We start from the raw sequence: 13,560 nt of genomic DNA, 5'->3' as shown, positions 1-13,560 counted from the left end.
ATGCCGGCAAAATGCCTCAAAATTTTGCCAAATGCAAAGCCTAAATAAGAAAAAATATAAAAATTTCAATATTTACGTCTAATATTAGTTTCTTAAGGTTAAGTTAATATTCTATCCTTAAAATTTCGCCCCAAATGGCAAAATATACACAACACTCTTTATAGCAAATATAAGTGGACAGGTATTCAATGGCGGAAGGAAAAGCAATGTCAGAATTTTTGCCTTTTTCGCGACCAGCAATGGGCGAGGAGGAACTCGCTGCAGTTAAAGAGGTTCTCGAATCCGGTTGGATCACAACCGGTCCGAAGAATCAGGCGCTTGAACAAGCCTTTTGCCAATTGACGGGAAATCAGCATGCCATCGCGGTCAGTTCAGCCACCGCAGGAATGCATATCATGCTGATGGCGTTGGGAATTGGCAAGGGCGATGAAGTGATTACGCCTTCCCTGACCTGGGTTTCAACGCTCAATATGATCTCCTTGTTGGGTGCAACGCCGGTAATGGTGGATGTTAACCGCGATACGCTGATGGTCACGCCAGAATTGATAGAAGCAGCCATTACGTCACGCACTAAAGCCATCATTCCGGTGCATTATGCCGGTGCGCCAGCAGATATTGACGCTATTCGCGCCATTGGCGAACGTTACGGCATCGCGGTTATCGAAGATGCGGCCCATGCCGTCGGTACATATTACAAAGGCCGACATATTGGCGCGAAAGGTACCGCTATTTTTTCGTTTCACGCCATCAAAAATATTACCTGTGCGGAAGGTGGGTTGATTGTTACCGATGATGAAAACCTCGCCTGCCAGCTACGGATGCTGAAATTTCACGGTCTGGGTGTCGATGCATATGACAGACAAACCTGGGGCCGTGCACCGCAAGCTGAAGTCTTAACGCCGGGCTATAAGTATAATCTGACCGATATTAACGCCGCGATTGCCCTGACCCAGTTAGCCAAATTAGAGCACCTCAACACCCGTCGGCGCGAAATTGCTCTGCAATATCAGCAAGCTCTGGCAGCTCTCCCCTTTCAGCCATTAAGCCTTCCCGCCTGGCCGCACGTTCACGCCTGGCATCTGTTTATTATTCGTGTCGATGAACAACGTTGTGGTATCAGTCGCGATGCGTTGATGGAAGCGTTAAAAGAAAGAGGCATTGGTACCGGGTTACATTTCCGCGCCGCTCACACGCAAAAATATTATCGCGAGCGTTTTCCCGAGCTGTCGTTACCGAATACCGAATGGAATAGCGAACGCATCTGTTCGTTGCCGCTGTTCCCGGATATGACCACCGCCGATGCCGACCGCGTCATCACAGCCCTTCAGCAACTCGCAGGACAATAAGCCATGTTTGAAATCCACCCTGTTAAGAAAGTCTCGGTGGTTATTCCCGTTTATAACGAGCAGGAAAGCTTACCGGAATTAATCAGGCGCACCACCGCAGCCTGTGAATCGTTGGGGAAAGAGTATGAGATCCTGCTGATTGATGACGGCAGTAGCGATAATTCCGCGCATATGCTGGTCGAAGCCTCACAAGCGGAGAACAGCCATATTGTGTCTATTTTGCTTAACCGCAATTACGGACAACATTCAGCGATTATGGCGGGTTTCAGTCACGTTACCGGCGACTTAATTATTACCCTCGATGCCGATCTCCAGAATCCTCCAGAGGAGATCCCCCGCCTGGTGGCAAAAGCCGATGAAGGTTACGACGTAGTAGGAACTGTACGCCAGAACCGCCAGGACAGCTGGTTTCGTAAAACCGCTTCGAAGATGATCAACCGACTTATTCAGCGCACCACCGGCAAAGCAATGGGTGACTACGGTTGTATGCTGCGCGCCTATCGCCGTCATATTGTCGATGCGATGTTGCACTGCCATGAACGCAGCACCTTTATCCCGATTCTGGCGAATATCTTCGCCCGCCGCGCCATTGAAATTCCAGTGCATCATGCCGAGCGTGAGTTTGGTGAATCCAAATACAGCTTTATGCGCCTGATTAATTTGATGTACGACCTGGTGACCTGCCTTACTACTACGCCGCTACGTATGCTGAGTCTGCTCGGCAGCATTATTGCAATTGGAGGTTTCAGCATCGCGGTACTGCTGGTGATTTTACGCCTGACCTTCGGCCCCCAATGGGCGGCAGAAGGCGTCTTTATGCTATTTGCCGTGCTGTTTACTTTTATTGGCGCTCAGTTTATCGGCATGGGATTGCTCGGTGAATATATCGGCAGGATCTACACCGATGTCCGCGCCCGCCCCCGCTATTTTGTTCAGCAAGTTATCCGTCCATCCAGCAAGGAAAATGAATAATGAAAACCGTCGTTTTTGCCTACCACGATATGGGATGCCTCGGTATTGAAGCCCTGCTGGCTGCCGGTTACGAAATTAGCGCTATTTTTACTCATACTGATAATCCCTGTGAAAAAGCCTTTTATGGTTCGGTAGCTCGTCTGGCGGCGGAAAGAGGCATTCCGGTTTATGCGCCAGATAACGTTAATCATCCGCTGTGGGTGGAACGCATTGCCCAACTATCACCTGATGTGATTTTTTCTTTTTATTATCGCCATCTTATTTGCGACGAAATTTTGCAGCTCGCTCCTGCAGGCGCATTTAATCTGCATGGTTCGCTGTTACCAAAATATCGTGGTCGCGCGCCGCTGAACTGGGTGCTGGTGAACGGTGAAACGGAAACTGGCGTGACATTGCACCGAATGGTGAAACGTGCCGATGCTGGGGCCATTGTGGCCCAATTGCGCATTGCCATTGCGCCAGACGATATCGCCATTACGCTTCATCACAAGTTATGCCATGCCGCGCGCCAGCTACTGGAGCAGACATTACCCGCCATTAAACACGGTAATATTCTGGAAATCGCCCAGCGCGAAAACGAAGCCACCTGTTTTGGTCGCAGAACGCCAGAAGACAGCTTCCTCGAGTGGCATAAACCGGCAGCAGTATTGCATAACATGGTGCGTGCCGTCGCCGATCCGTGGCCGGGTGCCTTCAGCTATGTTGGTAATCAAAAATTTACCGTCTGGTCGTCACGCGTGCATTCTCATGCGCCCGCAGCACAACCGGGGAGCGTGATTTCTGTTGCGCCACTGCTGATTGCCTGTGGCGATGGCGCGCTGGAAATCGTCACCGGACAGGCGGGAGACGGCATTACTATGCAAGGCTCGCAGTTAGCGCAGTCGCTGGGTCTGGTGCAAGCTTCACGCTTGAATAGCCAGCCTGCCTGCACCGCCCGACGCCGTACTCGGGTACTCATCCTCGGGGTGAATGGCTTTATTGGCAACCATCTGACAGAACGCCTGCTGCGCGAAGATCATTATGAAGTTTACGGTCTGGATATCGGCAGCGATGCGATAAGCCGTTTTCTGAATCATCCGCATTTTCACTTTGTCGAAGGCGATATCAGTATCCATTCCGAATGGATTGAATATCACGTCAAAAAATGTGATGTCGTCTTGCCGCTGGTGGCAATAGCCACGCCGATTGAATATACCCGCAACCCGCTGCGCGTCTTTGAACTCGATTTTGAAGAGAATCTACGCATTATCCGTTACTGCGTGAAGTACCGTAAGCGAATCATCTTCCCGTCGACTTCAGAAGTTTATGGGATGTGTAGCGATAAATACTTCGATGAAGACCATTCTAATTTAATCGTCGGCCCGGTGAATAAACCACGCTGGATTTATTCGGTGTCTAAACAATTACTTGATCGAGTGATCTGGGCGTATGGCGAAAAAGAGGGGTTACAGTTCACCCTCTTCCGCCCGTTTAACTGGATGGGACCACGACTGGATAACCTTAATGCGGCAAGAATCGGCAGCTCCCGCGCTATTACGCAACTCATTCTCAACCTGGTGGAAGGTTCACCGATTAAGCTGATTGATGGCGGAAAACAAAAACGCTGCTTTACTGATATCCGGGATGGCATTGAAGCGTTGTATCGCATTATCGAAAATGCAGGCAATCGCTGCGACGGCGAAATTATCAATATTGGCAATCCTGATAACGAAGCGAGCATTGAGGAACTGGGCGAGATGCTGCTGGCGAGCTTCGAAAAACATCCGCTGCGCCATCACTTCCCACCATTTGCAGGCTTTCGCGTGGTCGAAAGTAGCAGTTACTACGGTAAAGGATATCAGGACGTAGAGCATCGTAAACCAAGCATCCGTAATGCCCGCCGCTGCCTGGACTGGGAACCCAAAATTGATATGCAGGAAACCATCGACGAAACGCTGGATTTCTTCTTGCGCACCGTCGAGCTTACGGATAAACCATCATGACAAAAGTAGGCTTACGCATTGATGTCGATACCTTTCGTGGCACCCGTGAAGGCGTGCCGCGTCTGCTGGAAATCTTGAGTAAGCATAATATTCAGGCCAGCATTTTTTTCAGCGTCGGCCCGGACAATATGGGCCGCCATCTCTGGCGACTGGTGAAGCCACAGTTTTTGTGGAAGATGCTGCGCTCAAACGCGGCATCGCTTTATGGCTGGGATATTTTACTGGCAGGTACGGCCTGGCCAGGTAAAGAGATTGGTCATGCCAATGCCGATATCATTCGTGAAGCGGCTAAACATCACGAAGTCGGCCTGCACGCCTGGGATCACCATGCCTGGCAAGCCCATAGCAGTAACTGGGATCGGCAAACAATGGTCGACGATATCGCACGCGGCCTTCGCACCCTGGAAGAAATTATCGGCCAACCGGTAACCTGCTCCGCAGCCGCTGGCTGGCGTGCCGACCAGCAGGTGATCGAAGCAAAAGAAGCGTTCCATTTGCGCTACAACAGCGATTGTCGTGGGGCTATGCCGTTTCGTCCATTGCTCGAAACAGGAAAACCCGGCACGGCGCAAATTCCGGTGACCTTACCCACCTGGGATGAAGTGATTGGTCGGGATGTGAAAGCTGAAGATTTTAACTGTTGGTTACTCAACCGCATCCTGCGAGATAAAGGCACGCCGGTTTATACCATTCATGCAGAAGTTGAAGGCTGCGCTTATCAGCATAATTTTGTGGATCTCCTGAAACGCGCAGCCCAGGAAGGCGTGACATTTTGCCCTTTAAGCGAACTGTTATCAGGGACGTTGCCGCTCGGACAAGTTGTTCGCGGAAATATTGCCGGACGTGAAGGCTGGCTGGGTTGCCAACAAATTGCGGGTAGTCGCTGATGAAATCGATACGTTACCTTATCGGCCTCTTCGCGTTTATTGCCTGCTATTACCTGTTACCGATCAGCACGCGTCTGCTCTGGCAACCAGATGAAACGCGTTATGCGGAAATCAGTCGGGAAATGCTGGCATCCGGCGACTGGATTGTGCCCCATATGTTAGGGCTACGTTATTTCGAAAAACCCATTGCCGGATACTGGATTAACAGTATTGGGCAATGGCTATTTGGCGCAAATAACTTTGGTGTGCGGGCAGGCGTTATCTTTGCGACCCTGTTAACCGCCGCGCTGGTGACCTGGTTTACTCTGCGCTTATGGCGCGATAAACGTCTGGCTCTACTCGCCGCAGTGATTTATCTCTCGCTGTTTATTGTCTATACCATTGGCACTTATGCCGTGCTCGATCCGTTTATTGCATTCTGGCTGGTGGCGGGAATGTGCAGCTTCTGGCTGGCAATGCAGGCACAGACGTGGAAAGGCAAAAGCGCGGGATTTTTACTGCTGGGAATCACCTGCGGCATGGGGGTGATGACCAAAGGTTTTCTCGCCCTTGCCGTGCCGGTATTAAGCGTACTGCCGTGGGTAGCGGCGCAAAAGCGCTGGAAAGATCTCTTTATTTACGGCTGGCTGGCAGTTATCAGTTGCGTACTGACGGTTCTCCCCTGGGGACTGGCGATAGCGCAGCGGGAGCCTGACTTCTGGCACTATTTTTTCTGGGTTGAGCATATTCAACGCTTTGCATTGGATGATGCTCAGCATAGAGCTCCGTTCTGGTACTACTTGCCGGTCATCATTGCCGGTAGCCTGCCGTGGCTGGGATTACTCCCCGGAGCACTGTACACAGGCTGGAAAAACCGCAAGCATTCCGCAACCGTCTATTTATTGAGCTGGGCGGTAATGCCGCTGCTGTTTTTCTCCGTCGCCAAAGGCAAATTGCCCACCTATATTCTTTCCTGCTTTGCACCTCTGGCAATGCTGATGGCGCATTACGCTTTGCTGGCAGCAAAAAATAATCCTCTGGCGTTGCGGATTAATGGCTGGATTAACATCGCTTTTGGCGTCACTGGCATTATTGCTACGTTTGTGGTCTCCCCTTGGGGACCAATGAACACGCCGGTGTGGCAAACCTTCGAGAGCTATAAAGTCTTCTGTGCATGGTCGATTTTTTCGCTATGGGCATTTTTCGGCTGGTATACCTTAACAAACGTCGAAAAAAACTGGCCTTTTGCCGCACTTTGCCCGCTTGGGCTGGCGTTGCTGGTAGGATTTTCAATTCCTGACAGAGTCATGGAAGGAAAACATCCGCAATTTTTTGTCGAGACGACACAAGAATCACTGCAGCCAAGCCGCTATATTCTTACCGATAGCGTCGGCGTTGCTGCTGGTCTGGCATGGAGCCTGAGACGTGATGACATCATCATGTATCGCCAGACAGGGGAATTGAAATACGGCCTAAATTATCCGGATGCGAAAGGGAGATTTGTCAGCGGTGATGAGTTCGCAAACTGGCTTAATCAACATCGTCAGGAGGGGGTTATTACACTCGTGCTTTCGGTTGACCGCGATGAAGATATCAACAGTCTCGCCATTCCGCCCGCAGATGCCATCGATCGTCAGGAGCGTCTGGTGCTGATTCAGTATCGGCCCAAATGATCTGGCTAACATTAGTCTTTGCCAGCTTGCTTAGCGTTGCCGGGCAGTTGTGTCAGAAACAAGCAACCTGCTTTGTGGCGATAAACAAACGGCGCAAACATATCGTGCTGTGGCTGGGACTGGCGCTGGCTTGTCTTGGCCTTGCGATGGTGCTCTGGCTGCTGGTCTTGCAAAACGTGCCAGTGGGCATTGCCTACCCGATGTTGAGTCTGAATTTTGTCTGGGTGACGCTGGCTGCGGTTAAACTGTGGCATGAGCCAGTATCGCTGCGTCACTGGTGTGGAGTAGCGTTCATTATTGGCGGCATTGTGATCCTCGGGAGTACGGTGTAATGGGTCTGGTGTGGGGATTATTCAGCGTCATTATTGCCTCAGTTGCGCAATTAAGCCTGGGTTATGCGGCGAGTCATCTACCGCCGATGACGCACTTATGGGATTTTATCGCGGCGCTGTTAGCTTTTGGCCTGGAGGCACGGATACTGTTGCTTGGGCTGCTGGGTTATCTGCTTTCCGTTTTTTGTTGGTACAAAACGCTACATAAACTTGCACTAAGCAAAGCCTATGCCTTACTCAGTATGAGTTATGTGCTGGTATGGATTGCATCTATGGTACTTCCCGGCTGGGAAGGGACTTTTTCTCTGAAGGCACTACTGGGAGTAGCCTGTATTATGAGTGGGTTGATGCTGATTTTCCTGCCCACGACAAAACAACGTTACTGAGTTTTCTCAGCCGATTGACACTGCCGTTCCCACTCATCGGGGCTGTAGCTGCATGCCGAGAGGACTTTCACCGTATGTAGCTTTTCACGATTAATACAGTAAAGCGCATTCTGCAAAGGTGAAAGTAAATCCCCTACTTTCACGGTGAAGTCACTCTTCACTTCGGCGATCATTTTTATCGCGCCGCCAGCATCGCAGAGCATAAGTACATGTCTGTTAACTTGTTTATTGCAGCACGATTTTTTGACCAGCCATTCCATTGCATTATCCTGTTTGCTAAGAGTTTTCACATCAATTTACAGATTAACAGATAAACTCTTTATCAACGGCAATGGAATGGCAGAAATGAGAAGTGCAACGGATGGTTAATTATTGCTGGCGTTGCACCCACTCTTTTAGCGCCTGACGTGAAATTTTAATACCGCCGTTTTTCAGCTCCGGCGGCAAAGTCAGCCAGCGCACCGGTTGTTGAAAACGGGCCAGCTTATCTTTCACCCATTCGCCAAGATCAACGCTTTGATGGTCATACTCCACCACCGCTACCGGTCGATGACCAAACTCCTTGTCAGCAACGGGAACGATAAACACCTGCAAAACCGCAGGATGTGCAGCAATAACGCGCTCGACTTCTTCTGGCTGAATGCCTTCGCCACCACTGAAGAACAGATTGTCTAAACGTCCGACAATGGTCAGCTTGCCATTATGCATCTCACCGCGATCGCGCGTGGCGTACCAGCCTTCGTCATTCACCAGCGCCACCAGTTGCCCGTTACGCCAGTAACCTTCAGCCGTGCTGGCAGCCCGCAACCACACTTCGTCGTTTACGATTTTCACTTCCCGACCCGGCAGCGGCGAACCGACATCTGCCAGACCGTCGGCTTCTTTCGCACACACCGTGGAGGCAAACTCGGTCAGACCATAGCCGCAAAAGCAACGAATCCCCTGCTCGCGCGCCTGTTCCGTCAACTCGACCGGGATAGCCGCGCCGCCAAGTAACACCGCTTTCAGGGAAACGGAACTGCGGTTAATCAGCAAACGCCAGAGCTGTGTTGGCACCAGTGAAGCGTGCGTACAGCCTGCCAGCATTTGCTCCAATGGCTGTTTATCACGCACCGTCATCCGCGCACCAGCGTATAACCAGCGCCACAGAATTCCCTGACCGGAGACGTGAAACAGCGGCAAAGAGAGCAACCAGTCATCGTGATCGCCAAACGGAATCAGCGATAACACCCCTTCGGCGCTGGCAAGATGGGCCTGATAAGTATGAACAGCGGCTTTCGGCAACCCGGTGGAGCCAGAAGTTAACGTCATTGAGCACAGACGCGTCGGCTGCCACGCAGCGGCATGTACGCCTTCAACCTGCTGAATATGCAGCGACGTTAACGCCGAAAATGTGTTTTCCCCTTCCGGCACCAGCGCAAATTGCAGCGTCAGATTGGGCAACAACTCCTCAAGTAACGGTTGCGGCAGCTGTGGATTCACGGGCAGCACCCGCGCTCCGCATTGCAGTAGCGCCAGCCAGGAGAGCAGCGTTTGCGGCGTATTCCACGCCCGCAACATCACGCCGCTGCCCTCAACTACACCCTGCGCCGCAAAGCCGGAGGCTAATTCATCGACGCGAACACAAAGCTCGCGCCAGTTAAGTTGCTCGTCATTAAGACGTAAGGCGATGGCTTCTCCCCGCACTTGCCGCCAGTGACGCCACGGCCAGTCAGAGAAGATCATAACAACCGCTCCAGTGCATCAACGTCGACAAAAGGCAGCGTGCTACCCGGCCAGCGACGAACCTGCTGCGCCTGCATCAGATCCAGCGTGTCCAGCCCCGGGATAGTGTCTGGCGTTAACCAGGCGGCAATCCGCGCCAGTTGCGTTAAGCCTAAGCTCGACTCAATAGATGAACTGATCACCGCCGTCAGCCCCAGCGCGTGCGCCGCCTGCACCTGCTCGCGCACTTTCTCCAGGCTGCCCGTGAGCGTGGGTTTGATCACCACCGCTCGCACGCCTTCTTCCGCCACAAAGGCAAAATCCGGCTCACGCAGGCTTTCATCCCAGGCAATGGCAATACCCGTTTCACGGGCAAAGGCGCGGGAATCCTCGCGGGTTTTGCACGGTTCTTCGAGAAACGCGATGCGGCCGCGATAATCCGGGTTAACGTATTTGGCAAACTGCTGGCCTTTCAGCGGCGTCCAGGCGCGATTCGCATCAAGACGCAAATGCAGATCCGGAATGGCCTCCAGCAACAGATTCACCACCATGCCGTCGCGCACCGCTTCGTACAATCCCACCTTGACCTTCGCCACTTTCTCACCTGGCATATCGGCAAGTTTGAGGATCAGATCGTCAGGATCACCATTACACAACGGTGCAGCACGGAAATTTGCCGCCTGTGGTAACGTGTCTGCCAGCTCAGCCAATGCACAGCTTACGCCAAAGGCGACGGAAGGCATTTGCGGTAATTCGCAATCGCCTGCCAGCCAGTTATTTACCCAGGCAAGCAGCGCACTTTGCGCCTCTTCCCAGGTTTCCTGACTGAAACCCGGCAGTGGGGAGATCTCCCCCCACCCTTCGCGCTCGCCCTCACGCAGGCAAACATACAGCCCGTCGCGGGTTTTTAACCGCCTGTCGCGCAGAACCACCCCCGCGTCCATGGGGATCTGCCAGCGGTATACCTGCGCGCTACGCATTACGGATTCCGTTTAAATTTGCTGAAGTCAGGCTGACGTTTCTGGTTGAAGGCGTTGCGACCTTCCTGACCTTCTTCTGTCATGTAGAACAGCATGGTGGCATTGCCCGCCAGCTCCTGCAGACCCGCCTGACCGTCACAGTCAGCGTTCAGCGCAGCTTTCAGGCAACGCAGCGCCATCGGGCTGTTTTGCAGCATTTCGCGGCACCAACGCACGGTTTCTTTTTCCAGATCTGCCAGCGGCACCACGGTGTTCACAAGGCCCATATCCAGCGCTTGTTTCGCGTCGTACTGACGGCACAGGAACCAGATTTCACGCGCTTTTTTCTGCCCAACAATGCGCGCCATATAGGAAGCGCCCCAGCCGCCATCGAAGGAACCGACTTTCGGGCCAGTCTGACCGAAGATGGCGTTTTCCGCCGCGATGGTCAGGTCGCACATCATGTGCAGAACGTGACCGCCGCCGATGGAGTAACCCGCTACCATCGCGACAACCGGTTTCGGACAGGTACGGATCTGACGCTGGAAGTCCAGCACATTCAGATGATGTACGCCGGAATCATCTTTATAGCCGCCGTAATCGCCACGCACTTTCTGGTCGCCACCAGAGCAGAACGCTTTATCGCCTGCACCAGTCAGAATAATTACGCCGATGTTATCGTCATAACGCGCATCTGCCAGTGCCTGGATCATCTCTTTTACCGTCAGAGGACGAAAGGCATTGCGCACCTGCGGACGATTAATGGTGATTTTTGCGATACCGTCGGTGGATTTTTCATAACGAATGTCCTCGAAACCTTCGGAGCAGTCGTGCCATTCAACCGGTGCGTAAAGCATTGCTTCATCAGGATAAATCATATTGTGTCCTTTAGTCAGAAACGCAAGATCTGCGCCAGACTTGCGATTACGCCAGCGGGATTTTCCCGGTGCGTGTTATGTCCGGCGCGAGGAATGACATGGCAATTGGCAGCCAGTTCCGCCGCCAGAGCGCGGAATTTGCTGTCACGTTCACCACATAAATAATAAAACGCAAATGTGCGGGCGCTAAGGTTAGCACGTAAATCAGGCTGGACGGCGAGAGAAGTAGCCTCCAGCATCGCGGCAAGGGTTGCGCCGTTATTGTTGCTGCGCAGCGCCACCAGCTCCCGGCGTTGGTCGTCATTGAGCGAGGCAAAAACAGGCTGTTGATACCAGTCGGTAAACACCGCCGTTAACGGTTCTGAGCGAAAACGCTGCGCCCACTGGCGATCGGAAAGCTGGCGTTCCGCTCGTTGTTCAGCACTTTGCAGCCCGGGATGCCCACCTTCGACAATCACGCCACAAAGCCCCGCCATCCCCTGGCAAGCCGCCATCATCGCCACCCGTCCGCCGAGCGAGTACCCCACCAGCCAGAAACTAAGGATGTTGTAACTAACCAGCGTTTTACGCAGTAAGCCGGTGACATCATCAAATCCATCGACGCTAATTGCTGCCGAACCACCGTGACCTGGGAGATCAACATACAACCGCGAGTAGTCGGCAAACGCCTCGCCCACTTCTTGCCATTCATGGCAATCGCCGGAAAAACCGTGCAAAAACACCAGCCAGGGTAAACCTGGTTTGCCGTGTTTTGCCTGCGCGTGCAGGATCATAAATGGCTTACCTGCGCCAGCAGTTGCTGGAGGGTTTGCGCACCATCGGTGTCGTTAACCACCATTTCAATTACCGTGGTGGTCGGCGTGCGCCAGGCGTCGGCAAGTGCCGTTTCAAGTTCCTGCCAGTTTTGCGGACGATGATATTTCAGCTCGAACATCGCGGCGGCGTGCTCAAAATGGACGTTTTGCGGCATCAGATAGAAACGCTCACGCTCGCTTTTCGGTGTCGGCAGCAGCGAGAAAATTTGCCCGCCGTTGTTGTTCACCACAATTAATACCAGCGGCGCGGAAACCTGGCGCAATAGCGCCAGCGCGTTGAGATCGTAAAGTGCTGAGAGATCGCCCACAATCGCCAGCGTCGGTTTGCCACTGGCCCGCTGAACGCCTGCGGCAGTAGATAGCAGCCCGTCAATACCGCTGGCCCCACGGTTGCTATACACCGGGTAACCCGCCGGAAGTTGCGAGAGCGCATCGATCAGACGTACCACCAGGCTGTTGCCAACAAACAGTTGCCCCTGTTCCGGCAAATAGTCGCTGATGCGATGCGCCAGTTGCGCTTCGCCAAACGCATCGCGACGGGCAATAACCGCCTGCATTGCCTGTTCCGCCAGGCGCGGGATTTCAACGCACCAGGGCTGGCGTTTTTCTGCCGGATGCAGCTCCAGCCAGTCGGCAATATTGGCAATTAAGCGGCGTCCGCGATGGTGTGCCGGATCAAGTCGACCTTCAATGTCATCAACAATCCAGTACTCTTCTGGTTCACAGCTTGCCTGCCATTGCAGGAGCCGTTTGCCCGTCAGGCTGCTGCCCAGTTGCACCACAATCTGCGCCTGTTGCAGTTCGCTGGTCGCTTTGGCATTGCCTAACCAGAGATCGGCACACGGCAGCGGCTGTCCGGTTTGCGACAGGACGTCGCCAATCAGCGGCCAGCCAAGAGTTTGCGCCCACAGAGCAACTTTTTTGCCCTCTTCCGCACTCATGCGACCAGCAACTACCACGCCGCGCTTTTGTCGCCAGAAGAACCAGTCACGCTGTTTTTCACTTTCCAGACGAGGCGCTTCACGCAGCCACGGTTTATCGTCCTGCCACCAGTCGCCAAGACGCTGTTGCCAACTAAGCCCGGTGTCGTCCATCTCGCCATATAGCGGTTCAGCAAACGGGCAGTTGATATGGACTCCTCCAGCATGAAGCGTACCAAGGGCGTGGTCGATAGTAGAGACCAGCCAACGGGCAGAAATATCCTGCGTCGGGCGCGGCAGTGAAATGCTATGCGTAGGATGAGAGGCGAACATTCCCGGTTGACGAATCGCCTGATTCGCACCGCAGTCAATGAGCTCCGGCGGGCGATCGGCAGTTAGCAGGATCAGTTTTTCTCCGGTTAACCCAGCTTCAATCAATGCCGGATAGAGATTCGCAACCGCCGTACCGGAGGTCACTATCACCGCCACCGGCTGCTTGCTGACTTTCGCCAGCCCCAGCGCCAGATGCCCCAGTCCACGCTCATCAAAATGGGTGTGGTGAATGAATGCGGAATTCTCCGCTGCCGCTAACGTTAACGGTGTAGAACGCGAGCCAGGGGCGATACAAATGTGTCTGACGCCGTGACGCGTTAATGCTTCCAGAATGACCGCCGCCCAGCGTCGGTTAAATGCGCTTACTGACATGAGTTTGTCCGGTATCAATATT

General features: G+C 53.1%; 13 protein-coding genes. 7 read left to right on the top strand and 6 right to left on the bottom strand.

Annotated elements, in window-relative coordinates; genetic code table 11:
* The first annotated feature begins 206 nt into the window (after window positions 1-206).
* From arnB to arnF, 7 genes are read left to right on the top strand one after another with little or no spacing between them, the layout of a single operon-like run.
* On the top strand, window positions 207-1,346 hold the full coding sequence (gene arnB, locus AABJ99_RS07955) for a UDP-4-amino-4-deoxy-L-arabinose aminotransferase (protein WP_039020256.1): 1,140 nt from the start codon (window positions 207-209) through the stop codon (window positions 1,344-1,346).
* 3 nt (window positions 1,347-1,349) lie between these two features.
* Entirely contained in the window at window positions 1,350-2,318 is a 969-nt protein-coding gene (gene arnC / locus AABJ99_RS07950) for an undecaprenyl-phosphate 4-deoxy-4-formamido-L-arabinose transferase (RefSeq protein ID WP_000461637.1), read from the top strand.
* Entirely contained in the window at window positions 2,318-4,300 is a 1,983-nt protein-coding gene (arnA, locus tag AABJ99_RS07945) for a bifunctional UDP-4-amino-4-deoxy-L-arabinose formyltransferase/UDP-glucuronic acid oxidase ArnA (RefSeq protein ID WP_338387529.1), read from the top strand. Before arnC ends, arnA begins: the two co-directional genes overlap by 1 nt.
* Window positions 4,297-5,187, top strand: a complete 891-nt coding sequence (gene arnD, locus AABJ99_RS07940) for a 4-deoxy-4-formamido-L-arabinose-phosphoundecaprenol deformylase (protein WP_039020254.1) — start codon at window positions 4,297-4,299, stop codon at window positions 5,185-5,187. The genes arnA and arnD overlap by 4 nt, the downstream gene beginning before the upstream one ends.
* Window positions 5,187-6,839 (top strand): lipid IV(A) 4-amino-4-deoxy-L-arabinosyltransferase, encoded by a 1,653-nt coding sequence (gene arnT / locus AABJ99_RS07935; protein WP_338387528.1) that lies wholly within the window; start codon window positions 5,187-5,189, stop codon window positions 6,837-6,839. Before arnD ends, arnT begins: the two co-directional genes overlap by 1 nt.
* Window positions 6,836-7,171: a 4-amino-4-deoxy-L-arabinose-phosphoundecaprenol flippase subunit ArnE gene (arnE, locus tag AABJ99_RS07930; protein WP_000638030.1), complete on the top strand. Its 336-nt coding sequence runs from the start codon at window positions 6,836-6,838 to the stop codon at window positions 7,169-7,171. The genes arnT and arnE overlap by 4 nt, the downstream gene beginning before the upstream one ends.
* Window positions 7,171-7,557 (top strand): 4-amino-4-deoxy-L-arabinose-phosphoundecaprenol flippase subunit ArnF, encoded by a 387-nt coding sequence (gene arnF / locus AABJ99_RS07925; protein ID WP_039020252.1) that lies wholly within the window; start codon window positions 7,171-7,173, stop codon window positions 7,555-7,557. Before arnE ends, arnF begins: the two co-directional genes overlap by 1 nt.
* Here arnF and pmrD read toward each other — a convergent pair.
* From pmrD to menD, 6 genes are all read right to left on the bottom strand, one after another.
* Complete coding sequence (gene pmrD, locus AABJ99_RS07920) at window positions 7,551-7,817, bottom strand: signal transduction protein PmrD (protein ID WP_039020251.1); 267 nt, start codon at window positions 7,815-7,817, stop codon at window positions 7,551-7,553. The genes arnF and pmrD overlap by 7 nt on opposite strands.
* Before the next feature lie 109 nt (window positions 7,818-7,926).
* A complete protein-coding gene (gene menE / locus AABJ99_RS07915) occupies window positions 7,927-9,282 on the bottom strand; it encodes an o-succinylbenzoate--CoA ligase (RefSeq protein WP_039020250.1) in 1,356 nt (451 codons plus the stop codon).
* Window positions 9,279-10,241: an o-succinylbenzoate synthase gene (menC, locus tag AABJ99_RS07910; RefSeq protein WP_039020249.1), complete on the bottom strand. Its 963-nt coding sequence runs from the start codon at window positions 10,239-10,241 to the stop codon at window positions 9,279-9,281. The genes menE and menC overlap by 4 nt, the downstream gene beginning before the upstream one ends.
* Window positions 10,241-11,098 carry a 1,4-dihydroxy-2-naphthoyl-CoA synthase gene (menB, locus tag AABJ99_RS07905; protein ID WP_000640000.1) on the bottom strand — a complete coding sequence of 286 codons (858 nt, stop codon included), beginning with the start codon at window positions 11,096-11,098 and terminating at the stop codon, window positions 10,241-10,243. The genes menC and menB overlap by 1 nt, the downstream gene beginning before the upstream one ends.
* 14 nt (window positions 11,099-11,112) lie before the next feature.
* Complete coding sequence (gene menH / locus AABJ99_RS07900; RefSeq protein WP_039020248.1) at window positions 11,113-11,871, bottom strand: 2-succinyl-6-hydroxy-2,4-cyclohexadiene-1-carboxylate synthase; 759 nt, start codon at window positions 11,869-11,871, stop codon at window positions 11,113-11,115.
* A complete protein-coding gene (gene menD / locus AABJ99_RS07895; RefSeq protein ID WP_001354789.1) occupies window positions 11,868-13,538 on the bottom strand; it encodes a 2-succinyl-5-enolpyruvyl-6-hydroxy-3-cyclohexene-1-carboxylic-acid synthase in 1,671 nt (556 codons plus the stop codon). The genes menH and menD overlap by 4 nt, the downstream gene beginning before the upstream one ends.
* Between the last annotated feature and the right edge of the window lie 22 nt (window positions 13,539-13,560).

Source organism: Escherichia coli (assembly GCF_036503815.1).
Classification (GTDB): Bacteria; Pseudomonadota; Gammaproteobacteria; order Enterobacterales; family Enterobacteriaceae; genus Escherichia; species Escherichia coli_F.
This window is presented reverse-complemented; position numbering and strand designations above follow the sequence as displayed.